Raw genomic sequence first — 22,524 nt, forward strand, 5'->3', positions numbered from 1 at the left:
CTAAATTATTCAAAATCTTCTATTCTCATTATACTTTTTATCTTTTTAACACTTTTAAGTTCATATATATCATCTATTGTATTTATTATTTGCGCTTCTCTACATGTATGTGTTACAAGAACTAAATCAACCTCTTTTTCACTCTTTTTTGATATTTTTTGAATAACAGCTCCTAAACTTATATCATATTCTCCGAAAATTGAGGTCACTTCTCCAAGTACCCCTGGCATATCAAGTACTCTAATTCTTATATAATACTTACTCTCAACACCTCTAATATCTCTAAATTTCTTATCCCACAAATTATTTTTAACTACATGATTATAATTTTCAGAATTAACATCATTTTTAAGTATTGTTATCATATCACTAACTACAGCACTTCCTGTTGGTAATTCTCCTGCACCTCTTCCATAAAACATTAAATCTCCTACTGCATTTCCTTTAATTAATATAGAATTAAAAGAATCATATACATTTGCTAAAGGATGATTTTTAGGAATCATTGTTGGATGTACTCTCATCTCAACCTTACCATTTCTATCTTTAACTATTGCTAATAGCTTTATAACTTTACCAAATTCTTTTGCATACTTTATGTCTATTGATTTAACGCTTGTTATCCCTTCTCTATAAACACTATTCACATCAACTTTTGTACCAAATGCTAATGAAGATAATATAGCTAGTTTATACTGTGCATCATAACCTTCAATATCTGATGTAGGATCTACTTCTGCATATCCCATATCTTGCGCTCCTTTTAATGCTTCCTCAAAATTAAGACCTTCCAGCTCCATTTTTGTTAGTATATAATTTGTTGTTCCATTTATTATTCCATACATCTCCTCTACCTTATTTGCAGTTAGGCTCTCATTTATTCCTTGTATAATAGGGATTCCACCAGCTACGCTTGCTTCATATTGGAACATAAGCCCCATATCATCAGCTTTTTTAAAAAGCTCATCACCTTCTGTTGCAAGAAGCATTTTATTAGCTGTTACTATATGCTTTCTTTTCTCCATGCATTTAATCATATATTCTCTAGCAGGTTCCATTCCACCCATAACTTCTATAATTATTTTTATAGAATCATCCTTTAATATATCATTAAAATCTGTTGTAAGTAATTCCTTAGGTACATTTATTCCTCTTTCTTTCCCTATATCCCTTACAAGTATCTTTGATACATTTACCTCATACCCTGAACGTTTCATAACTTCTTCTCGATTTGACTTTAATATAGTCCAAACACCTCGACCAACATTCCCTAGTCCAAGCAAAGCAATATTAATTTTTTTCATATATAGACCCCCTCATTTTAAAGTACCCCAATTATGATATAAATTTATTATATAACTAATATCCATATTTTTCCATGATATATTTTTATTCCAAAGAAAAAAGCCTTAGTTAACTAACTAAGACTCTTTATTTATATTAATTTAAAACTCTTCTAACTCTGCCGATTTTACTCCAAGGCACATTAGCTATCTTTACATAATCATGTGATTTAGGTGCTTCTATCCATTGTCCATTTCCTATATACATCCCAACGTGTTGAAGACTTCCATAGAATAATAAATCTCCTGGTCTTGCATCACTTACTGATACTTCTCTTCCTGCGTTTATCTGATCATATGTTGAACCACCTATGCTTATTCCAACTTGTTTAAAGCCCCAATACAATAATCCTGAGCAATCAAATGCTCTATATCCATTATTTATATATTTTGATGGTATATTATATTTCCCTTGTGCTGCCTCATTTGGATACATATTTTTAAACATTCTTAAACTATCATTAGTTATAAGTTCTCCTTTACCTCCCCAAATATATGGTGAGCCAAGCTGCTGTTTTAATATGCTATAAACTCTATCAAATGATGCTGATGATGGTGTAGAAGCTTCATCTTTATCTATTATCTTTATATAATCTGAGCTTGCATACCCAACTTTACCGTTTGCATTTACCTTATACCAATTACCTTCTCTTGCAGTAATTTTAAAAGTTTCACCTGGAAATAAATATCCAACAACTGAGCTACTTGTATTTGGTGATTTTCTAAGCCTTAGACTAGTTGAAACATTAACAACCTTACCATACTCACTAAGTGACTCACTGCCACTGCTACTTCCACCGTTGTTGCTGCTTCCGCCATTATTGTTTCCTTCTCCACCTACTTGTACATAATCTTGATGGACATATCCAGTAGTTCCATCATGTCGTATCTTATAGAAGCTACCTGACTTTCCAAGAATATCGAAAGTATCTCCTGCTAATAGATATCCTACAACTGAACTACTTGTATTTGGTGCATTTCTTATTCTTAAATTTGAAGTTACATTAATAACCTTTCCTTTTCCTGAAGCACTTTCTGAGTTGCTACCACCATTATTATTGTTATTATTGTGGCTGTCATCTCCTTGGCCTATTATTTTTACATAGTCCTTATGAACATAACCAGTACTACCTTTAGCTTTTATTTTAAACCAGTCACCTGATCTTCCAAGGATATCAAACTTATCTCCATTTGAAAGATATCCAACTACTGAATGACTCGTTGAGGCTCCGCTTCTTATCCTTAAGCTACTTGTTACATTAGTAACTTGTCCAACTTTACCACCTAATGAATTATCGGTATTTCCACCATTATTATTATTACTATTATTATTACTTTCTCCAATTACTTGTACATACTCTCCTGATATATACCCTATACGCCCATTTGAATTTATTTTATACCATCCACCTGATTTTCCAATAATATCAAATGTATTACCTTCATATAAATATCCTATTACTGAATGACTTGTTGAAGCTCCACTTCTTATTCTTAGACTACTTGTTACATTAATAACTTTTCCTTTGCCTGAAGAAGCACTTCCTGAATCCGAACTCCCTGAGCCTGTCTTTATATAATCACCATATACATATCCTGTATTTCCTCTGAAATCAATTTTGTACCATGATCCTGATTTTCCAATTATATTTACTTTTTCTCCATTACGTAAATAACCTAGAACTTCTGAGCTAGTATTTGCACTTGCTCTTACTCTAAGGCTACTTGTTACATTTATTACCTGTCCCGTACTTGTTGATTTATATTCATCTGCATGAGCTGTGACTGTATCATGCATTAGTACTGCTCCAGTACCCGCAGACGTAGCCAGCATTAATGCCATAATCTTCTTCTTATCCATTATATCACTCCCATATATCCAAATTATAACACTCTACTTCTACATTTTACCTCATTTTAATAGATAATTAAAGATTTTTTTGTTCCTTCTGTTAATATTAAACATTATATGTTATTTTATGAATATTAATTAATATTTTTTATATTTTATTAAATTTATAATGTAAGCGGTAGCGTACTACACCCAATACTTCCTCCAGCCTTCACTATTTCATCGTATTCACAATAAAATACTTTATATCCAGCTTTTTTTAGCACCCTAGTTGCTTCAGTATCGCTACATATTATCTTCTTTTTGCCAATAGGTAGTACATTAGTACCAAGATTGTCTGCACTTTCATTAGAAATGTAATACAAATTTTTTATTTCATTTTCAATCTTATCAATATCATAAACGTATTCACTTATTATTGCTGATTTTTTATCCAATATATTAAATACACAATCTAAATGCAATTTATTTTCTGAATCAAATTTTATTGGAACTACATTGTATTTTAACCCTTTTTCATCTATATATTGTCTAAGTTCTTCTATTCCAGCTTCAGTTGTTCTTTGACTTATTCCAACAAATATAGTTGAATGTCCAACTACCACATCTCCACCTTCTATATTATTTTCAAAAATATAATGTTCTATCTTATTTTTTCTTACAAATTCTATAAGTTTTTCAGTTTCTTTTTTTCTACCTGCACTTCTCATATTACTAATAAACATAATATTTCCTAAAGCAAATCCAATATCTCTAGTAAACACTTCACTATTGCTATTTTCAGTATTTAAAAAATAATATTTTATACCCTCTTCTGATAATATATTTAGCAAATTATTGTAGTTATTAAGTGCTTTCTCTTTACAAAAAGTGCCTTTATGCTTATTATTGTTATTAGTAATTTCTATAAAGCTCGGATATCTCATTAAAATGTATTTTATTTCGCTCATATTTTATTCCTCTTTCGTAATTATTTTATAATTCATTTTTTCAAAAACTAAATAATTTGTCAATATCCTTTAAGTCTAAATAAATAAAACCTAACATGCTATATTTATTTTTACTATCAAACATTCTATGAAAATCTGACCCAGCTGTATAAATATACCCTCTTTCTTTCGCTATATTTATAAAATATTCTGTATCACTTTTAGTATTTTTTGAATGTATTGCCTCTATTCCATCAAAATCATATTTTAATACTTCGTGTAGTAAATCTCTTCTTACAGTAACCGGATGAGCTAAAATAACTTTTGCTTTAAATTTTTTTAAAAAAGCTATTCCCTCTTCTACAGCTAATTTTTTTCTATGTTTCTCTTCTCTATCATCTTTTAAATATTCTTTTCTAAATTCTTTTATTTTTCCTTCTCTAATAAGTTGTAGTCCCTTAATAAATTTTTTATTTTTATATACTTTATAGTTAAAGTATCCCAAAACATGCACTCTTTCACCTCTATATCTAGTTGAAAGTTCTAATGCTGGAATAATTTTTATTTTTCTTTTTTTCCCTTCTTTAACTGCTTCCTCTACACCATCTACTGTATTATGGTCTGCAATAGCAATAGCATCTAGCCCCACTCCTTTTGCTAATATTACAATTTCTCTTGGTGAAAGTTCTCCATCAGAACTTTTAGAATGTATATGAAAATCCCCTCTCATTATTTAATGACCTACTTTTTATTGCTTTCTTATACATACTATTCATAAATCCATAAATTCGTACATATTCGACAAATATTATAAAGGAGAAATTTAAATATTTCTCCTCTATAACATTTACATAATTATTATTCTTTAATTTCAATTTTGTCTTTTTTGATTTCATCTTCTTCAAAAGTATCTTTTTCAATTTCTTTATTATTTTTCAATTCTTTATTTTTATCATCTTCTTTAAATGTTTCTTTATCCTTTATTTCTTTATCTTCTTTATCAAATTCATTTTTTTCTTCATCTATACGAGAAGAGTCATATAAAACACTAGTTTGTTTTTCTGACTTACTTTTCTTTTTAGTAATTTGAACTCTCTTTGCATATGCTTGTGGAGGAATAGATTTAGTAATCTTTTTATCTAAAACTACTGAAACATAATCTCCAACTTCACATTTAATTTCTTCTTTACACTCTTTTTTACAGCCTTCGTGTATCTTAGTATTTTTATCAATTATTATAAGAACTTGACCTTTATAAGTTTCGCACCCTTTCATATATCCATCTACAGTTACTCTAATATTACCTGAATCATTACATTTTTCAACTTTTTTAATCTCCCCCATTAATAATGGATCCTTTAATGGATTAGCTGAAGCTGATACCCCAAATAGCCCAAGGAAAAAAATAGCTACAAGTATTGTTCTTTTAAGTTGTTTTTTCATATAATATCCTCCTTTGTTATTTATTCAAAAAATATCTTTCCTCAAATAATAAAAATTTATTCAAAATATTATATAAAAATGGTTAATTTATATTTTATTTGAATATAATCATATTAAGAATAGTATTTAGGAGGCTATATATGAATATAAAAAAATATGAAATCCTACAAAGAGGAAAATGCCTACTTCTCTATCTTTTACTACTACTTTTTATAGCCTTTTTTATTGAAATTATTACAGATTTCTTATATGCTGACATCTTCCTTATTCTTGGATTAATCACATCCATAATTGGTGGCTTTTCATTATATGGAGGAGCTCATATAGGAAATGGTATTAATACTCTAGGACAAAGTAATTCACAGTATGTATCACAAGCTAATTTAGAAATAACTCATCATGAAAAAGAATCCTTAGATAGGGCAAATAATGCTTTAAGGACAACATTAATAGATGTTAGGTTTCATAGTCTTGAGATAATGCTAAGTGGAATAATACTAATAGTCATAAGTATTATTTGAAAAATCTAATAGAAAAGACACCAAAATTTTGGTGTCTTTTTTTATTATTCTTCGTTTTCTTCTTTTAATTTTATTGCAATTCCAAGCTCTTCAAGCTGCTTTTCATCAGCTATATTTGGAGCTTCACTTAAATAGCAATATGCATTTTGATTTTTTGGGAATGCTATAACATCTTTTATATTTTCAGTTCCTGCTAAGAACATTATCATTCTATCTAAACCAAATGCTAATCCGCCATGTGGTGGTGGTCCAAATTTAAATGCTTCTAGTAAGAATCCAAATCTATTCCATGCCTCTTCCATAGTAAATCCTAATGCTTTAAACATTCTTTCTTGAAGCTTAGTGTCATGTATTCTAATTGATCCACCACCAAGTTCTTCTCCATTTAATACAAGGTCATATGCTATTGATCTAACCTTTCCTGGATCTGTTTCTAAGAATTCTAAATCTTCTTCCATTGGTGCTGTAAATGGATGGTGACATGCAGTATATCTACCTTCTTCTTCACTGTACTCAAATAATGGGAATTCTGTAATCCAAGTAAAGTTAAATTCATTTTTATCTTTAATTAAATCCAGCTTTTTAGCAAGTTCTAATCTTAATGCTCCTAAGCTTTGGAAAACTACTGAATTTTTATCAGCAACTATTAAAACTAAATCTCCCATTTTTGCATCAGCAGCTTCTAAAAGCTTAGCCATTTGATCTTCATTTAAGAATTTAGCTATTGGAGATTGTATTCCATCTTCTTTAACTTTAATCCATGCAAGCCCTTTAGCTTTATATGTTTTAACAAATTCTCCAAGTCTATCGATATCTTTTCTTCCCATTGTTGATCCACCTTCAACACAAAGTGATCTTACTGATCCACCATTTGTAAGAGCATCTGAGAATACTTTAAATTCAACATCATTTACTGCTTCAGAAAGATCGTGAATTTTCATTCCGAATCTTAAGTCAGGTTTATCTGAACCATAGCTTTCCATAGCTTCTTTAAATGTCATTCTCTTAATTGGAAGAGAAACCTCATGTCCTAATACTTCTTTAAATACATGAGCAATTAACCCTTCATTCAATGATATTATATCTTCTTGATCTACAAAACTCATTTCTAAGTCTACTTGAGTAAACTCTGGTTGTCTGTTTGCTCTTAAATCTTCATCTCTGAAACATTTAGTTATTTGATAGTACTTATCAAATCCAGATACCATTAATAATTGCTTAAATATTTGTGGTGATTGAGGAAGTGCATAGAACATTCCTGGATAATTTCTAGAAGGAACTAAGTAATCTCTTGCACCTTCTGGAGTACTCTTAGTAAGTATTGGTGTTTCAACTTCTAGGAATCCATTATTATCCAAATAGTCTCTAACTGCCTTTGAAGCTCTATTTCTTATCATAAATATTTTTTGCATATCTGGTCTTCTAAGATCTAAGTATCTATACTTTAATCTTATACTTTCAGCTGCATCTAAGTCTTCCTTAATATATATTGGAGGAGTTTCTGATTCTGAAAGAATTTTTATATCCTCACACTTTAATTCTACAAGTCCTGTATCTAAATCCTTGTTTGGAGCTTCTCTTAAAACTACTTCACCAGTTACTGCGATACAGTATTCAGGTCTAACTCCCTTTGCTTTTTCAAATACTTCTTCTTTTACGTCATCTCCAAATACAACTTGCATTATTCCAGTTCTATCTCTTAAATCAATAAACTGTAATCCTCCAAGCTTTCTATTTCTTTGAACCCATCCCATTAAAGTAATTTTCTTACCTACATGTTCTTCTCTAGGTTCACCACACATCATTGTTCTTTTTAAACCGCTAAGCGCTTCTGCCATATGTGATTCCTCCATATCTATTTTAATATAATTTTTCACATTTTTAAGCTTTCTATTAATTATTCTTTAATAACTTCTTTTATTTTCTCTAAGTCATTTAAGCTTAACTCAAACTGCTCTCCATCTTCCATTCTCTTAAATCTTGCTACTTTGCTTTGTAACTCATCGTCACCTAAAACAACACTAAATTTTGCACCTATTTTATTAGCATATTTCATTTCTGCTTTAAAGCTTCTTCCTGCATGATTTATTTCTGAACTTACACCAATATTTCTTAAAGCATGAGCTAACTTAAATGCTTCCTTAGCTCCTTCTTCTCCTCTTGATGCTAAATAAAGTTCAACAACTGGATCTTTTGGAATTTCTATTCCTTCTTTTTCGATGGCCATTATAAGTCTTTCTATTCCCATACCAAAACCAACTGCTGGTGTCTCAGGTCCACCTATTTCTTCAATTAGTCTATCATATCTTCCTCCTCCACATACTGTGAAATCAGAATTTAATATTTCAAATATTGTCTTAGTATAATAATCAAGTCCTCTAACTATACCTGGATCAATATTATATTCTATTCCTAAAATATCTAAGTACTCCTTAACCTTTGTAAAGTGATCACTACATTCTTCACAAATATAATCTAATATTATTGGAGCATTCTTAGTTATTTCTTTGCAACTATGTTCTTTACAATCTAATATTCTCATTGGATTCTTTTCAAATCTAGTCTTACAAGTAGGACATAAATTGTCATAATTATCTTCTAAGAATTTCTTTAATGCCTCATTATATTTAGGTCTACAAGTTGGACATCCTAAATTGTTTATATTAAGAGTTAATCCCTTAAGTCCTATTTTATTTAATACTGTCATAGCAAGTGCCATAACTTCAGCATCCATTGAAGGCTTTTCAGTACCAAACATCTCAATTCCAAATTGATGAAACTGTCTATATCTTCCCTTTTGAGCTTTTTCATATCTAAAGCATGGAGTTATATAGAATAACTTAGTTGGTTGTGCCTCATTAAATAATCTATTTTCAATAAAAGCTCTAACTGCTGGTGCAGTTCCTTCTGGTTTTAAAGTTATACTTCTTGATCCTTTATCTTCAAAAGTATACATTTCTTTTTGAACTATATCTGTTGTTTCTCCAACGCCTCTTAAAAATAATTCTGTATGTTCAAAAATTGGAGTTCTTATTTCTCTTATTCCAAAATTCTTTGATATTTCTCTAAATATATTTTCAACATAATGCCATTTATAAGCATCACTTGGTAACATATCCTTAGTACCCTTAGGTGCTTGTATTTCCATTTAATTCCCTCCTATTTATATAATGTATCTAGTAATTTTATCTTACCTTTTATCATTTCATCTATTCTATTTACATATTCTCTAACATCTTTAACATTTGGGAATCTTTCTATTCTGTTCTCATCTAAGAAAACTACCTTGGATACTGCATCAGCGCCAAGTGCAATTATAGTTTGAGTATCTTCTATCATCTGCATATTATAAATACACTCTTTTCCTTCCTTTGCATATCCTAGGTTCTCCATATTTCCAACCATGTTTTTTTGTCTATACATATAGTATGCTTTAAGTCCTAACTCCTTAGAAAGTTTTTTACTTTCATCATACATTTTAGCTATTTCTTCTTGATCTTTAATTCCAAGACCTTTTTTAAGTATAAAGTTCTCATAAAGTCTTGAGCCTCTCTTTAATGAAAGTCCATGAACAGTTAAACTATCAGGTTTAAGTTTTTTTATTTCTCTTACAGTATTATAAGCTTCTTCAAGCCCTTCTCCTGGAAGTCCTATTATCATATCCATATTTATATCATTAAACCCAAGTTCTCTTGCCATATTGAATTTTTCTTTGACATCTTCTACACTATGATTTCTTCCAATTAATTTTAAAGTTTCATCATTCATAGTCTGAGGATTTATACTTATTCTTGAAACTTTATACTTTTTCATCGTTTCAAGTTTTTCTCTAGTAATTGAATCAGGTCTTCCACATTCAACTGTAAATTCTAAAATTTCTCTATCTCTTACAAAAGAATTATAAACCTTATTCATCATATCTTCAAACTCTTCATTTGATACAGCAGTTGGAGTACCACCTCCAAAATATACTGTTTCTATCTCTAAGTTCTTTTTATCTACATATTCTTTGATTTTCTCTATTTCATGAGAAAGTGCATTCAAATAAGGAGCTACTAGCTTCTTATTTCCTCCTATAGGATTAGATGCAAAAGAACAATATAGACATCTTGTTGGGCAAAAAGCCATACCTATATAAATAGCAATCTTTTCATTATTTTTTTTTACAAACTTTTCTTCAAGTTTTGCAACATCAATACAAAGTTTTGCTTTCTCTTCACTTGCCATATGCTTATCATAGAAATATTTTATTATTTCCTCTTCGCTCTTTCCTTCATTAAGAAGTTTTAAAGCAATCTTAGAGGGTCTTATTCCTACTAAAGTTCCCCAAGGATAAACATCATTAGTTATTTCTTTAAGCCCTTTAAATATAGCCTTCTTAATAGAATCCTTTATATTATCTCCAACTGTCTCCTTTATCTCTAAAGTTGAATTTTTAAAGATAATTTCATCATTTTCTATATTTACTATATAATCAAAGTCTGCCGCTTCTGGAAACTTTAATTCATCTAGAGGAAAATATATATTAAACATTTGATAGACATCATATCTGTATTTTAAATCATTTAATCCTATATTAATTATCATAATTTCTCCTTAAGTTAAAAATGGATTATTTCTCTTTTCAAATCCAATTGATGACTTTGGTCCATGACCTGGATATACAGTGATATCATCACCTAAAGGTAATAACTTAGTCTTTATACTACTTATTATCTTTCCAAAGTCTCCTCCTGAAAAGTCTGTTCTTCCTATTGCACCTTGGAATAATGTATCACCTGAGAATAAATCTTTATCAATTAGGAAACAAACTCCACCTTCTGTATGTCCTGGTGTATGGATAACATTAATTCTGTGATTTCCAAGATATAATTCTGTATTTTCATCTAAATAACCATCAGCTTTTCTTATGTTTCCAAAGACATAATTATCATTTTCTATATACTTTACTTCTGATTCATGCATGTAGAATGGAATATTTAATAATTTACTTAAATATTCAACAGCTCCAACATGATCAACATGCGCATGAGTTAATAAAATAAATTTAGGCTTTATATCTAAACCTTTTATTATTTCTTCAAGTTTTATTTCATCTCCACCTGGATCAATGATCCCAGCTTCTCTTGTATCATTATCAATTACTATATAGCAGTTTGCATCATATATTCCTGCTGGTATTGTTTTTATTATCATAAAAGCATCTCCTTAAGATTAAAATTGTTTGAAACTATCTAGTAGAATAGTAACTGGCCCATCATTTTGAATATCAACTTGCATATGAGCTCCAAATTCTCCTGTTTCTACTTTTAAACCTGTTTCTTTTAACATCTCTATAAATTTATCATATAATATTTTAGCTTCTTCTCCACTTTTAGCATTCATAAAATTAGGTCTTCTACCTTTTCTACAATCACCATAAAGAGTAAATTGTGAGATAGCTAATATATCACCTTTTACATCTAATAAAGAATGATTCATCTTATCATTTTCATCTTCAAAAATTCTAAGATTTATTATCTTATCCTTTATGTATTTTAAATCTTCTACAGAGTCCTCTTTTGAAATGCCAACTAGAACATTTACCCCTAAATTAATTTCTCCTACTACTTCTCCATCTACTCTTACTCTTGATGAAGAAACTCTCTGTACTACTGCTCTCAAAACGAACACATCCTTTTTTAATTATTCATTCTGTATACGTCTATTACCCCTTTAATCTTTCTTATAGCTTTCATAAATTCTTTTAATTGTTCAACTGAGTTTATTTTAACCTTTATATTTATAATAGCTATATTTCCTTTTGCTGAATTAGCATTTAATGAATTAAGTGGTAATCCCTTTTCACTAATAACAACCATTATTTCAGATAAAATCCCCATTCTATCTTCTGTCTTTATTTGTATTTCAGCAACATAACCAGATCCTTCTGCTCTTCCAAAACTTGCTTCAACTATCTTTTCTGGTTCAGTCTCTATTAAAGTTTTTAGATTGTTACAGTCTTTTCTATGGATTGATACACCTCTTCCCTTTGTGATATATCCTAAAACATCATCTCCAGGAACCGGGTTACAACATTTTGCGAATCTTACCATAATATTATTAAGACCCTTTATTGCTATTCCATAGCTTTTCTCTTTTTCTTGTTTTCTTTCACTCTTTTGTATTTGTTCTTCAATATTTTTTTCTACAGCTTCTTTAGAATATTTCTCTTTTTCATCTATATTATCTTCTTTAAGTCTTGAAACAAATGTAGATGCAGTTATCATTCCAACACCTATACTTGAATAAAGATCATCCATTTGATGAATGTTATATCTTTTCATCATTCTATCATATACATCACCTTTTGCGATATCATGATAATTTACACATTGTTTTTTTAGCTCTTTTTCTAAAAGTTCCTTACCTTTTTCGATATTTTCTTCCTTTTTAACTCTCTTAAACCACTGCCTTATTTTACTTTTAGCTTGATTACTCTTTGCAATATTAAGCCAATCCATCTTAGGCCCTTTAGCAGTTTTTGAGGTTATTATCTCTACTATTTCTCCAGTTTTAAGCTTATAATCTAAAGGAACTATTTTCCCATTAACTTTAGCTCCGACACATCTATTTCCTATATCCGTATGTATTCTATAAGCAAAATCTATTGGTGTTGATCCACTGGCAAGGTTTATTACAACTCCTTTTGGAGTGAATACGAATACTTCATCTGAGAATAAATCTATTTTGAATCCTTCCATAAACTCTTCCGCATCTGAAGTTTCCTTTTGCCATTCTAAAATATCTCTAAGCCATGCAAGCTTTGTTTCAAAGTTCATACCTTTCTCTTCATCACTACTACCTTCTTTGTACTTCCAGTGAGCAGCTATACCATACTCTGCTGTTTTATGCATCTCAAAAGTTCTTATTTGAATTTCAAAGGTTTTTCCTTGTGGCCCAATTACAGTTGTATGAAGAGATTGATACATATTAGGTTTAGGCATCGCTATATAATCTTTAAATCTTCCTGGAATAGGCTTATATATAGTATGAACAATACCTAATACTCCATAGCAATCCTTAACAGAATCAACTAAAATCCTTATTGCTGTTAAATCAAATATCTGCTCAATACTTTTATGCTTATTAACCATCTTTCTATAAATACTATAAAAATGTTTTGGTCTTCCCTCTATATCTGCATCAATTCCTGAATCTTCAAGCTTTTCATGTAAATCTTTTATAACGGAATCTATATATTCTTCCCTTTCAATTCTCTTCTCAGCGATTTTATGAACTAAATCATAATATTCCTCTTCATGTAGATATCTAAAGCTTAAATCCTCTAATTCCCATTTAATTTTAGACATCCCCAGTCTATGTGCAAGTGGAGCATAAATGTCTAAGGTTTCCTTTGCCTTTTGTTTTTGCTTCTCTTTTTTCATAAACTTTAAGGTTCTCATATTATGAAGTCTATCTGCTAATTTTATAATTATTACTCTTATATCCTTAGCCATTGCAAGGAGCATTTTCCTTACATTATCAGCTTGTTGCTCTTCTTTAGTCTTATATTTGATTTTACCAAGTTTTGTAACACCCTCAACTAAATTTGCAATCTCTTCATTAAATTCCTTAGCCATATCCTCATAGGTGTAATCTGTATCTTCAATTACATCATGTAAAAGACCTGCAGCAATTGTACTTGTATCCATCCCTAGTTCAGCCAAAATACAAGCTACATCTATTGGATGTATTATGTAAGGTTCTCCAGATTCTCTGCTTTGACTTTTATGAGCCTCTTTTGCTAAATTATATGCTTTTTTTATTGTTTCGATATCAACATTGTTACAATTTTCATTTATAACTTTAACTAAATTTTCTATCATTAGGATTACTCTCCTTAAAATAGTCTAAAAAACTATAATTACTTAAAATCAAAGGCTGGTTTTCTAACCAGCCATTATCTATTATTATATAATATTATCAAATCATTTTCAATAATTTTAGAGATCGTACTTTGTTAATGACATTACATCATAACCTTTAAGCTTATCTATACCATTTAATTCAGTAAGTTCAATGACAAAATCCAATGATGCAACTTCACCACCTGCAAGTTCTACAAGTTTTGCAACTGCTTCAATAGTTCCACCTGTAGCTAATAAATCATCAACAATTGCTACTCTTTGTCCTTTTTTAATTGCACCTTTGTGTAACTCTAAATTATCTGTACCATATTCTAAATCATAAGCTATTGAAAGAGTTTCCCCTGGTAATTTTCCAGGCTTTCTAACTGGTATAAATCCTACTCCTAAAGCATAAGCAACAGGAACTCCAAATATGAATCCTCTAGCCTCTGGTCCTACTACTACATCAATATTCTTGTCCTTTAAATGTTCAACTATTGCATCAACAGATGCTCTTAACCCTTCTCCATCACCTATTAATGTAGTGATATCTTTAAAGCTTATTCCTTCTTTTGGAAAGTTATCAATTACTCTTATTTTGTCTTTTAAATTCATACTAATTCCTCCAATATTTTAAGAATTTCACCTACAAATTAAATTTTATATTTGGCGTATTCTCGTATTGTATAAATATTTCGCTATCTGTTCCGCTCTATCCTCATCATTTGTTGTAAGTAATTCTAAAACGATTCTAGCATTATTAATCATACCAACTGCACTTGTAGTTGGCGTAATTAAATTTATCATTTTCTCTATATTCTCATCATCAAGTTCTTCTATATTATTAAAATTAATTATTGCTCTTAATCCAATATTATTCGTGTTATCTAAAAACTTCTTACCTTCTTTTAAGAAAACAGCGTTTTCCCCTCTTGCTGAAGAACCTGCCCATTTCGTACCAATTAAAATTAGATCCAAGTATTTATTAATACTCTTCATATTGTAATAAATAGCTATTGCTTGCATTAGCTTAAAAGTCAACGCACTTATAGATAACGTCTTGTACCTATATTGGCATGACTTTTGTCTAGGATTTATGTAAATGTAATCTCTCTTCTCTTCTGTTTTTTTATTTTCAAGAACAATTAAATCTATTCCAAGGCTTTCACATAATTCTACTTCAATCTGTGAAACTAAATCCACCCCTAAAGTAATAAGTAATTCTCCCCCTAGAAAATCAACTTTAGTCTTTATATCAAAAGAGCCTACCTCTTTACATTCTTCCCCTCCGTCGTGTATTAAATACTCTACATCTGCATTTAAGTATCTTAGCACTAAGCTTAAGGAAGCAATTGCACAAATACCATCAACAGTGTTTGTTCCATATATAATGATTTTTTCCCTATTATTAATAGCAGTAACAAGACGCTCTATAGACTTGTTCATGTCTTTTAAAATAAAGGGGTTATATCCTCTTATGTAATTAGGACAATATATGCTCTCCCAAAACTTACGCATCACTTACTATCTCCTCCATAAAATTAGAAAACAATAATATTATAATTTAAAACAGGTCATTTGACAAATATTTATGAAAAAAAAATAAAAAACCCTCAAAACTTAGTTTTGAAGGTTTATATTTCGCTGTCGTAATCAATAAATTATGCTTCTACTACCTTCTTTTTTGTTCCTTTTTTTTGTAACCAAACCCACATTGGTGATGCTATAAATATTGATGAGTAAGCTCCTGTAGCTATACCAATTATAAGTGGGAATGAAAACTCCCTAACTGTAGGAACAAAAATATTAACTGCTATTATTGTGATCAATGTAGTAAGTGTAGTATTAATTGATCTTGACATAGTTTGTGTTAAACTCTTATCTGCAATTTCTGTTGGAGAAGTTCTTCTCATAAACTTAGAATTTTCTCTTATTCTATCAAAAATTACTATAGTATCATTTATTGAGTAACCTACAATAGTAAGTATCGCTGCTATAAATGGTGAGTTAACTGTGATATTGAATATCGCATATACACTTAATGTAATTAATATATCATGGAATAGAGCAATTAATGCTGCTATACCAAACTTTATTTCAAATCTTATTGCTATATAAATAAGCATACACACGAAAGCTATAGCTAATGCTATAAATGCTTTTTGTGTTAATTCTTTTCCTATTGATGCTCCAATTTCATTTTGTGAAACTAAAGCCTTATCACCTATTTTAAAATCTTTTTTGAATTCATCATATATTTCATTAACCTTTTGACTACTTAAGTCTGGAGCTTTAATTTCATACTCTGTACTATTTACAGTATTAGTTACAGCCTCTGGTGAATATTTTTTAACAATATTATCTGCTGCTGCTTTATCAAATTCTTTACCAAAGTTAAATACTACTTGAGTACCACCTTTAAAGTCTATTCCAAAATTAAGACCTCTTGTAAACATAAACCCTAATCCAATTACTATAACAGCAAGTGATAAAGCAATCCATATCTTTGCATGTTCAATTATCTTTAGCATAGCTTTACCCCCTTTTCACTTTCACTCTAAAACGAGATGGCTTACTTAATAATCCAGCATTTAAAGCTTGATTCATTAAGAATTTAGTAACTATTAGTGCAGTAAATAAACTTACAACTATACCTATCATTAATGTTATTGCAAATCCTTTAACTGAGCCTGAACCGAAAAAGTATAATACTAGTGCTGCAATCATTGTTGTTACATTTGAATCAACTATTGATGAAAGCGCATTATCAAATCCTCTTTTTACAGCGGATTTTACTGAAACTCCATTCCTAAGTTCTTCTCTAACTCTCTCAAATATAAGTACATTTGCATCAACTGCCATACCTATAGTAAGTAATAAACCTGCTATACCTGGCAATGTAAGTGTTACACCTACTTCAACAAATACTAAAAGTACTAATGTTGTATATAATGTTAAAGCTATACTTGCAATAACTCCTGGCACTCTGTAATAAAGAATCATAAATACAAATATTAAGCATATACCAATAACACCAGCTTTCATAGCATTTGGTAATGCTGATGCTCCAAGCTGTGCTCCTACTGTTTGTTGTGAAAGAGCTTTTATTGAAACTGGAAGTGCTCCTGAATTTATAAGTCCTGCAATATTTTTAGCTTCATCTACACTGCTCATTCCAGTTATTACAGCTTCTCCATTAGTTATTTGGTTTTGAACTGTAGGATTTGTAAGCTGTTCATTGTCCATATTTATTGAAATTTGTTTTCCTAAGTATTTTTGTGTAGCTTCTGAAAATAACTTTGTACCCTCATCATTTAACTCAAGGGAAACTACTGGCTTATTAGTTTGTTGATCAATAGTTGCAGATGCTTTCTTTACATCTTTTCCAGTTAATATAACTGTTCCATCTGGTGCCTTAAATGTAAGATCTCCTGTTTTACTTAAAGCATCAACTATTCCTTGAGAATTATATTCTCCAGGTATATCAACTCTAATTCTATTGTCACCTTCTGTAGTAACAACAGTTTCAGCTACTCCAAGTTTATTAACTCTTAGCTGAATTAAATCTTTTGTTTTTTGTAAATCCTCGTGACTTACGTTTTCATCCTGAATTCCAAGTAGCACTGAAACTCCACCCTGAAGGTCTAATCCTTTTGTTATTGTATCATTGAAAGATTTAACCTCCCATCCGCCTACCTTAACGCCCCTGAAGCATACAGCCGCAAGAATTATGATAGCTAAGGTGCAAAGCGTGAAAATAAATGTGCTTTTTCCTTTTCCTTTCATCTTTATCCCCCTTCGTCATTTAAGTATTAATCTTCATATTATAATTCCCAATTTAATGATATAATATCCTATTTTTCCTACTGGATCTTTACATTTATTGGTATTTTATTTCGTAAATCGATTTTTATTATAACATAATAACTTACCTTAATAAAGTATTATGTAGCCATTATAAGTTTTTCTTAATAAGTCTTATATATTAAAATTTGTCGATTAATGAATATTTTCTTTCTCAATCAACATACTTTTTCTTAAAAATATATAATAAATATATATTTCATTATATATTTTTATAATATATTTAATAAAATATATTATTTGAATACAAAAAAAATATCCATCAACATTGCTGATGGATATTTATATTATGCTTTTGCTTCTTCTTTATATACTTTACTTGCAATTGAATTTCTTACTAACTTAATCTTTGTTCTATCTGAACTAGTTTCGATAACAACATGTTCTTCATCCATTTGAACTATTTTACCAACAATTCCGCCTCTTGTCATTATTTCATCGTTAACTTGTAATGCATCCATCATTTGGCTATATTGTTTCTTTCTCTTCTTTTCTGGAAGGATTATCATGAAGAAGAAAAGTCCGAATATTAATACTAATGGTAGTATTTGATATAAAATTGCCATTGTTCTACTTCCTTTCGCGCTAAAATTATTCTTCGTTGGAATTAAATACTATTCCATAAAATGAGTTTACAGTTATTTCTTTTTGTTGTCAACCAAGTTTTCACTTTATGAAGTACAATTCATAGAATTATTTTTTTATATTCCATTCTTTAAGCTTTTGTTCTTTAAATTCTTTAAATCTATCTTCATCTATAGCTTTTCTTATGTCTTCCATAAGTTTATTATAGAAATAAAGATTGTGAAGAACACAAAGTCTCATAGCAAGCATTTCTTTTGCTTTAAATAAATGTCTTATGTATGCTCTTGTATAATTTTTACAAGTAGGACATTGACATCCCTCATCTATTGGACTTTTATCTAGTTCAAATCTTTTGTTCATTATATTTATCTTACCATCTTTAGTGAAAACATGGCCATGTCTTCCGTTTCTTGCAGGAAGAACACAATCGAAGAAATCTACACCTCTTTCAACTGCCTCTAATATATTAGCTGGAGTTCCAACTCCCATTAAATATATTGGTTTATCTTGTGGAAGATAAGGTACTACAGTTTCTATAACTTCATACATTTCCTCATGAGTTTCTCCTACTGCAAGCCCACCTATTGCATAACCATCTAAGTCCATCTTAGAAATTGTTTTTGCATGTTCAATTCTAATATCTTTAAAAGTTGCACCTTGATTTATACCAAATAGCATCTGTTCTTTATTTATTGTGTCAGGAAGTGAATTTAACCTATCCATCTCAGCTTTACATCTTTCAAGCCATCTTGTAGTTCTAGCAACTGATTTTTCTACATATTCTCTTGGTGAAGGTATTTCAATACATTCATCAAAAGCCATTGCTATTGTTGAAGCTAAATTACTTTGTATTTGCATACTTTCTTCTGGTCCCATAAAAATCTTTTTACCATCTATATGTGAATTAAAGTAAACTCCTTCTTCTTTTATCTTTCTAATTCCTGATAATGAGAATACTTGGAATCCACCTGAATCAGTAAGAATTGGTCTATCCCAATTCATAAATTCATGTAATCCACCCATTTCTCTAACAACTTTATCTGATGGTCTAAGGTGTAAATGATATGTATTTGAAAGCTCTACTTGACATCCTATATCTTTTAGATCCATACTTGAAACCGCACCCTTAATAGCTGCTAAAGTTCCGACATTCATAAATACAGGTGTCTCTATTGTTCCATGAGGTGTAACAAATCTACCTCTTCTAGCATCTCCGTCTTTTTTTAATAATGTATATCTTTTACTCAAAAATTTCACTCCTTTAAATTTATCCTAAATGTTATTTTATAAACATTGCATCTCCAAATGAGAAGAATCTGTATCTTTCTTTTACTGCTTCTTTATACGCATTTAATACATGTTCTTGTCCTGCAAGTGCAGATACTAACATTATTAAAGTTGATTCTGGCAAATGAAAGTTTGTTATTAAATTATCTACAACTTTAAATTTATATCCTGGGTATATGAATATATCAGTCCATCCACTACATTCTCTTACAAATCCATTTTCATCACCAATAGTTTCTAGAGTTCTGGTTGATGTTGTTCCAACTGATATTATTCTCCCACCATTTTTCTTAGTATTATTTATTATATCCGCTGTTTCCTTTGATAATTGATAGAATTCTGAATGCATAACATGTTCATCAATTGTTTCAGCTTTAACCGGTCTAAATGTACCAAGCCCTACATGCAAAGTAAGGTATGCAACATTTACTCCTTTATCTTCTATTTCCTTTAATAATTCTTCAGTAAAATGTAATCCAGCTGTTGGTGCTGCTGCTGAGCCTGTTTCTTTTGAATAAACTGTCTGATATCTTTCTCTATCATCAAGTCTCTCATGAATATATGGAGGAAGTGGCATTTCTCCTAAAGAATCTAAAACCTCTTCAAATATACCTTCATATTCAAACTCTATAACTCTATTTCCAGTTTCTAAGACTTCTAAAACTTCACATTTAAGTTTTCCTTCTCCAAATTCAAATCTTCTTCCTGGTTTTGCACTCTTCCCTGGTTTTGCTAAGCACTCCCATTTGTCTCCATCTAATCTTTTAAGTAGTAAAAACTCAATTTTACCACCAGTTCCTTCCTTACACCCTATAAGTCTAGCAGGCATAACTCTCGTATTGTTTAAAATTAGGGTATCTCCTTCATTTAAATAATCTAATATATCCTTAAAGATTTTATGTTCTATTTTCCCAGTCTTTTTATCAAGAACCATTAATCTTGATGTATCTCTTTTCTCTAACGGATGTTGTGCTATTAACTCCTCTGGTAAATAAAAGTCAAAATCGCTTACTTTCATATCTTTCGTCTCCCTTACTATTTAAAAAAACTTTTTTGTTCTCCTCGTTTATTCTCAACACCAAATTTTCTTCCTAAATGTTTATAAGCCTTTTCAGTTGCAACTCTTCCTCTTGGAGTTCTTACTATAAAGCCTCTTTGAAGAAGATATGGCTCATATACATCCTCTAAAGTTCCAAGTTCTTCTCCTATAAAATAAGAAAGAGTTTCTATTCCAACAGGCCCACCTTTAAAATTGTCAATAATAGCTTCTAATATTTTATTGTCGACTCTATCAAAACCTTGGCTATCAACCTCTAATAATTCTAAAGCTTCTCTTGATTCTTTAAAACTCACTAGATTATCCGCCTTAACTTCTGAGTAATCTCTAACTCTCTTTAAAAGTCTATTTGCAATTCTTGGTGTACCTCTTGACCTTCTTGCAATCTCTGCTGCACCCTCTTCTGTTATAGCGCACCCAAGAACTAATGCACTTCTTACAATAATATCCTTTAACTGCCCTTCCGTATAGTATTCCATAGAACATAATACCCCAAATCTATCTCTAAGAGGAGAGGTTAACATTCCAATTCTAGTTGTTGCTCCTATTAAAGTAAACTTTGGAAGATCCAACCTTATAGATTTTGCAGCAGCTCCTTTACCAATAACTATATCAAGTGCATAATCTTCCATAGCAGGATAAAGAATTTCTTCTACATTTCTATTTAATCTATGAATTTCATCTATAAACAAAACATCATTATCTTCAAGTGTCGTAAGAATTGCAGCTAGATCTCCCGCTCTTTCTATAGCTGGTCCTGATGTTATTTTTAAATTACCACCCATTTCTGTTGCAATAATATTTGCTAGAGTAGTTTTACCAAGACCTGGTGGTCCATATAAAAGAACATGGTCTAACGCTTCGCCTCTATTTTTTGCCGCTGTTATAAAAATATCTAATCTTTCTTTTACTTTATCTTGCCCAATATATTCACTTATTTTTTGAGGTCTTAAGCTTAATTCACCATTAAAATCTTCATTAAGCTCATCTGGCGTAATAATTCTTTCCATATTTTAAATCACCTAACCCATTAATACTCTTAAACAATCTTTTATCATAATTTCTACTGTGCTATCTTTTTTAACATTTTTTATTGCCATATTAGCTTCCTTCTCACTATATCCTAAAGCTAAAAGTGCTCCAAGAACTTCTGATATCTTAATTCCATAATCATCATTATTTGCATCTAACCCTTGACTACCATCACTATCTTCATCAAAGAATTCATCAGGTTTTAGCTTATCTTTAAGCTCTAAGATAATTCTTCCAGCTGTCTTCTTTCCTATTCCTGGTGCTCTACAAAGGTGTTTATCATCACTAGTCATTATTGCATATTTTAAATTATTAATTTTACTTATTGATAAAAGTGACAATGCAGCTTTTGCTCCAACACCATTTATACTAAGTAACATATTAAACATTTTCAGTTCTTCCTTAGATAAAAAACCATATAATCCAATAAAATCTTCCCTAACTATTTGCTCTAAATAAAGCATGACCTCTTCTCCAATAGCTGGCATTCCAGCCATTGAAATTCCTGAAGAATATATTTTATATCCTATGCCATTATTTTCAACAACAACATAATCCTTTATTATTCCTACGTATTTACCTTTTATGTACTCGTACATTAAGGTTCCCCCTTCCTGTGTCTAGGTGAAAGTATGTTCCCATATAAGTCTACTTATTACTTTATCATTTTAATCAAAATCTTTCAACAAATCATATTATTTTTAAAAATATTTTAAGACCTA

21 protein-coding genes are annotated in these 22,524 nt (G+C 30.1%); 1 reads left to right on the forward strand and 20 read right to left on the reverse strand.

Translation table 11 applies throughout. The features are described from left to right. Window positions 1–5 precede the first annotated feature (5 nt). The 5 genes from K5V21_RS06490 to K5V21_RS06510 all read right to left on the reverse strand — a co-directional run bounded on the left by K5V21_RS06490 (window position 6) and on the right by K5V21_RS06510 (window position 5,567). Window positions 6–1,304, reverse strand: coding sequence for a homoserine dehydrogenase (locus K5V21_RS06490; RefSeq protein WP_221860105.1), 1,299 nt, complete (start codon window positions 1,302–1,304; stop codon window positions 6–8). Between the two features lie 136 nt (window positions 1,305–1,440). Then, window positions 1,441–3,204, reverse strand: coding sequence for a C40 family peptidase (locus tag K5V21_RS06495; RefSeq protein WP_221860107.1), 1,764 nt, complete (start codon window positions 3,202–3,204; stop codon window positions 1,441–1,443). Between the two features lie 155 nt (window positions 3,205–3,359). Next, entirely contained in the window at window positions 3,360–4,145 is a 786-nt protein-coding gene (locus K5V21_RS06500; RefSeq protein ID WP_221860109.1) for a dimethylarginine dimethylaminohydrolase family protein, read from the reverse strand. Between the two features lie 40 nt (window positions 4,146–4,185). After that, complete coding sequence (locus tag K5V21_RS06505) at window positions 4,186–4,854, reverse strand: PHP domain-containing protein (protein ID WP_204594384.1); 669 nt, start codon at window positions 4,852–4,854, stop codon at window positions 4,186–4,188. Between the two features lie 128 nt (window positions 4,855–4,982). Further along, entirely contained in the window at window positions 4,983–5,567 is a 585-nt protein-coding gene (locus tag K5V21_RS06510) for a hypothetical protein (protein ID WP_221860112.1), read from the reverse strand. Window positions 5,568–5,707: 140 nt separating this feature from the next. Between K5V21_RS06510 and K5V21_RS06515 the strand changes: the two genes are divergently transcribed. Then, entirely contained in the window at window positions 5,708–6,088 is a 381-nt protein-coding gene (locus K5V21_RS06515) for a hypothetical protein (RefSeq protein WP_221860113.1), read from the forward strand. Between the two features lie 44 nt (window positions 6,089–6,132). On the opposite strand, the gene aspS is transcribed toward K5V21_RS06515, so the two are convergent. The 15 genes from aspS to ruvA all read right to left on the reverse strand — a co-directional run bounded on the left by aspS (window position 6,133) and on the right by ruvA (window position 22,401). Next, on the reverse strand, window positions 6,133–7,926 hold the full coding sequence (gene aspS, locus K5V21_RS06520; protein ID WP_221860115.1) for an aspartate--tRNA ligase: 1,794 nt from the start codon (window positions 7,924–7,926) through the stop codon (window positions 6,133–6,135). A gap of 59 nt (window positions 7,927–7,985) precedes the next feature. Then, complete coding sequence (hisS, locus tag K5V21_RS06525; RefSeq protein WP_221860117.1) at window positions 7,986–9,236, reverse strand: histidine--tRNA ligase; 1,251 nt, start codon at window positions 9,234–9,236, stop codon at window positions 7,986–7,988. 11 nt (window positions 9,237–9,247) lie between these two features. Then, window positions 9,248–10,675, reverse strand: coding sequence for a coproporphyrinogen III oxidase (locus K5V21_RS06530; RefSeq protein ID WP_221860119.1), 1,428 nt, complete (start codon window positions 10,673–10,675; stop codon window positions 9,248–9,250). A gap of 9 nt (window positions 10,676–10,684) precedes the next feature. Then, window positions 10,685–11,284 (reverse strand): MBL fold metallo-hydrolase, encoded by a 600-nt coding sequence (locus K5V21_RS06535; RefSeq protein WP_221860121.1) that lies wholly within the window; start codon window positions 11,282–11,284, stop codon window positions 10,685–10,687. Window positions 11,285–11,302: 18 nt separating this feature from the next. Beyond that, window positions 11,303–11,752, reverse strand: a complete 450-nt coding sequence (gene dtd, locus K5V21_RS06540; protein ID WP_221860123.1) for a D-aminoacyl-tRNA deacylase — start codon at window positions 11,750–11,752, stop codon at window positions 11,303–11,305. Between the two features lie 17 nt (window positions 11,753–11,769). Continuing rightward, the gene (locus K5V21_RS06545) at window positions 11,770–13,956 is read right to left on the reverse strand and encodes a RelA/SpoT family protein (RefSeq protein ID WP_221860125.1); all 2,187 of its coding nucleotides are present in this window, start codon (window positions 13,954–13,956) and stop codon (window positions 11,770–11,772) included. 117 nt (window positions 13,957–14,073) lie between these two features. Continuing rightward, window positions 14,074–14,592, reverse strand: a complete 519-nt coding sequence (locus K5V21_RS06550; RefSeq protein ID WP_221860127.1) for an adenine phosphoribosyltransferase — start codon at window positions 14,590–14,592, stop codon at window positions 14,074–14,076. Window positions 14,593–14,637: 45 nt separating this feature from the next. Further along, window positions 14,638–15,495 (reverse strand): DHH family phosphoesterase, encoded by an 858-nt coding sequence (locus K5V21_RS06555; RefSeq protein ID WP_221860209.1) that lies wholly within the window; start codon window positions 15,493–15,495, stop codon window positions 14,638–14,640. Window positions 15,496–15,638: 143 nt separating this feature from the next. Next, window positions 15,639–16,508, reverse strand: a complete 870-nt coding sequence (secF, locus tag K5V21_RS06560) for a protein translocase subunit SecF (protein WP_221860129.1) — start codon at window positions 16,506–16,508, stop codon at window positions 15,639–15,641. A gap of 4 nt (window positions 16,509–16,512) precedes the next feature. Continuing rightward, on the reverse strand, window positions 16,513–17,763 hold the full coding sequence (gene secD, locus K5V21_RS06565; RefSeq protein WP_204594395.1) for a protein translocase subunit SecD: 1,251 nt from the start codon (window positions 17,761–17,763) through the stop codon (window positions 16,513–16,515). Window positions 17,764–18,128: 365 nt separating this feature from the next. Beyond that, window positions 18,129–18,407 (reverse strand): preprotein translocase subunit YajC, encoded by a 279-nt coding sequence (yajC, locus tag K5V21_RS06570; RefSeq protein ID WP_204594396.1) that lies wholly within the window; start codon window positions 18,405–18,407, stop codon window positions 18,129–18,131. 127 nt (window positions 18,408–18,534) lie between these two features. Further along, on the reverse strand, window positions 18,535–19,674 hold the full coding sequence (tgt, locus tag K5V21_RS06575; RefSeq protein ID WP_204594397.1) for a tRNA guanosine(34) transglycosylase Tgt: 1,140 nt from the start codon (window positions 19,672–19,674) through the stop codon (window positions 18,535–18,537). A gap of 31 nt (window positions 19,675–19,705) precedes the next feature. Further along, window positions 19,706–20,731, reverse strand: a complete 1,026-nt coding sequence (gene queA / locus K5V21_RS06580) for a tRNA preQ1(34) S-adenosylmethionine ribosyltransferase-isomerase QueA (protein ID WP_204594398.1) — start codon at window positions 20,729–20,731, stop codon at window positions 19,706–19,708. 17 nt (window positions 20,732–20,748) lie between these two features. After that, complete coding sequence (gene ruvB / locus K5V21_RS06585; RefSeq protein ID WP_221860131.1) at window positions 20,749–21,780, reverse strand: Holliday junction branch migration DNA helicase RuvB; 1,032 nt, start codon at window positions 21,778–21,780, stop codon at window positions 20,749–20,751. Window positions 21,781–21,792: 12 nt separating this feature from the next. Continuing rightward, window positions 21,793–22,401: a Holliday junction branch migration protein RuvA gene (gene ruvA, locus K5V21_RS06590; RefSeq protein WP_221860133.1), complete on the reverse strand. Its 609-nt coding sequence runs from the start codon at window positions 22,399–22,401 to the stop codon at window positions 21,793–21,795. Between the last annotated feature and the right edge of the window lie 123 nt (window positions 22,402–22,524).

Origin of the sequence: Clostridium sardiniense (assembly GCF_019753795.1) — a bacterium.
Classification (GTDB): Bacteria; Bacillota; Clostridia; order Clostridiales; family Clostridiaceae; genus Clostridium; species Clostridium sardiniense.

What these genes read in the sequence shown, in the direction of transcription:
- K5V21_RS06490 (WP_221860105.1), bottom strand. Translation starts at nt 1,304, where the DNA reads ATGAAAAAAATTAATATTGCTTTGCTTGGACTAGGGAATGTTGGTCGA.
- K5V21_RS06495 (WP_221860107.1), bottom strand. Translation starts at nt 3,204, where the DNA reads ATGGATAAGAAGAAGATTATGGCATTAATGCTGGCTACGTCTGCGGGT.
- K5V21_RS06500 (WP_221860109.1), bottom strand. Translation starts at nt 4,145, where the DNA reads ATGAGCGAAATAAAATACATTTTAATGAGATATCCGAGCTTTATAGAA.
- K5V21_RS06505 (WP_204594384.1), bottom strand. Translation starts at nt 4,854, where the DNA reads ATGAGAGGGGATTTTCATATACATTCTAAAAGTTCTGATGGAGAACTT.
- K5V21_RS06510 (WP_221860112.1), bottom strand. Translation starts at nt 5,567, where the DNA reads ATGAAAAAACAACTTAAAAGAACAATACTTGTAGCTATTTTTTTCCTT.
- K5V21_RS06515 (WP_221860113.1), top strand. Translation starts at nt 5,708, where the DNA reads ATGAATATAAAAAAATATGAAATCCTACAAAGAGGAAAATGCCTACTT.
- aspS (WP_221860115.1), bottom strand. Translation starts at nt 7,926, where the DNA reads ATGGCAGAAGCGCTTAGCGGTTTAAAAAGAACAATGATGTGTGGTGAA.
- hisS (WP_221860117.1), bottom strand. Translation starts at nt 9,236, where the DNA reads ATGGAAATACAAGCACCTAAGGGTACTAAGGATATGTTACCAAGTGAT.
- K5V21_RS06530 (WP_221860119.1), bottom strand. Translation starts at nt 10,675, where the DNA reads ATGATAATTAATATAGGATTAAATGATTTAAAATACAGATATGATGTC.
- K5V21_RS06535 (WP_221860121.1), bottom strand. Translation starts at nt 11,284, where the DNA reads ATGATAATAAAAACAATACCAGCAGGAATATATGATGCAAACTGCTAT.
- K5V21_RS06545 (WP_221860125.1), bottom strand. Translation starts at nt 13,956, where the DNA reads ATGATAGAAAATTTAGTTAAAGTTATAAATGAAAATTGTAACAATGTT.
- K5V21_RS06550 (WP_221860127.1), bottom strand. Translation starts at nt 14,592, where the DNA reads ATGAATTTAAAAGACAAAATAAGAGTAATTGATAACTTTCCAAAAGAA.
- K5V21_RS06555 (WP_221860209.1), bottom strand. Translation starts at nt 15,495, where the DNA reads ATGCGTAAGTTTTGGGAGAGCATATATTGTCCTAATTACATAAGAGGA.
- secF (WP_221860129.1), bottom strand. Translation starts at nt 16,508, where the DNA reads ATGCTAAAGATAATTGAACATGCAAAGATATGGATTGCTTTATCACTT.
- secD (WP_204594395.1), bottom strand. Translation starts at nt 17,763, where the DNA reads ATGAAAGGAAAAGGAAAAAGCACATTTATTTTCACGCTTTGCACCTTA.
- yajC (WP_204594396.1), bottom strand. Translation starts at nt 18,407, where the DNA reads ATGGCAATTTTATATCAAATACTACCATTAGTATTAATATTCGGACTT.
- queA (WP_204594398.1), bottom strand. Translation starts at nt 20,731, where the DNA reads ATGAAAGTAAGCGATTTTGACTTTTATTTACCAGAGGAGTTAATAGCA.
- ruvB (WP_221860131.1), bottom strand. Translation starts at nt 21,780, where the DNA reads ATGGAAAGAATTATTACGCCAGATGAGCTTAATGAAGATTTTAATGGT.
- ruvA (WP_221860133.1), bottom strand. Translation starts at nt 22,401, where the DNA reads ATGTACGAGTACATAAAAGGTAAATACGTAGGAATAATAAAGGATTAT.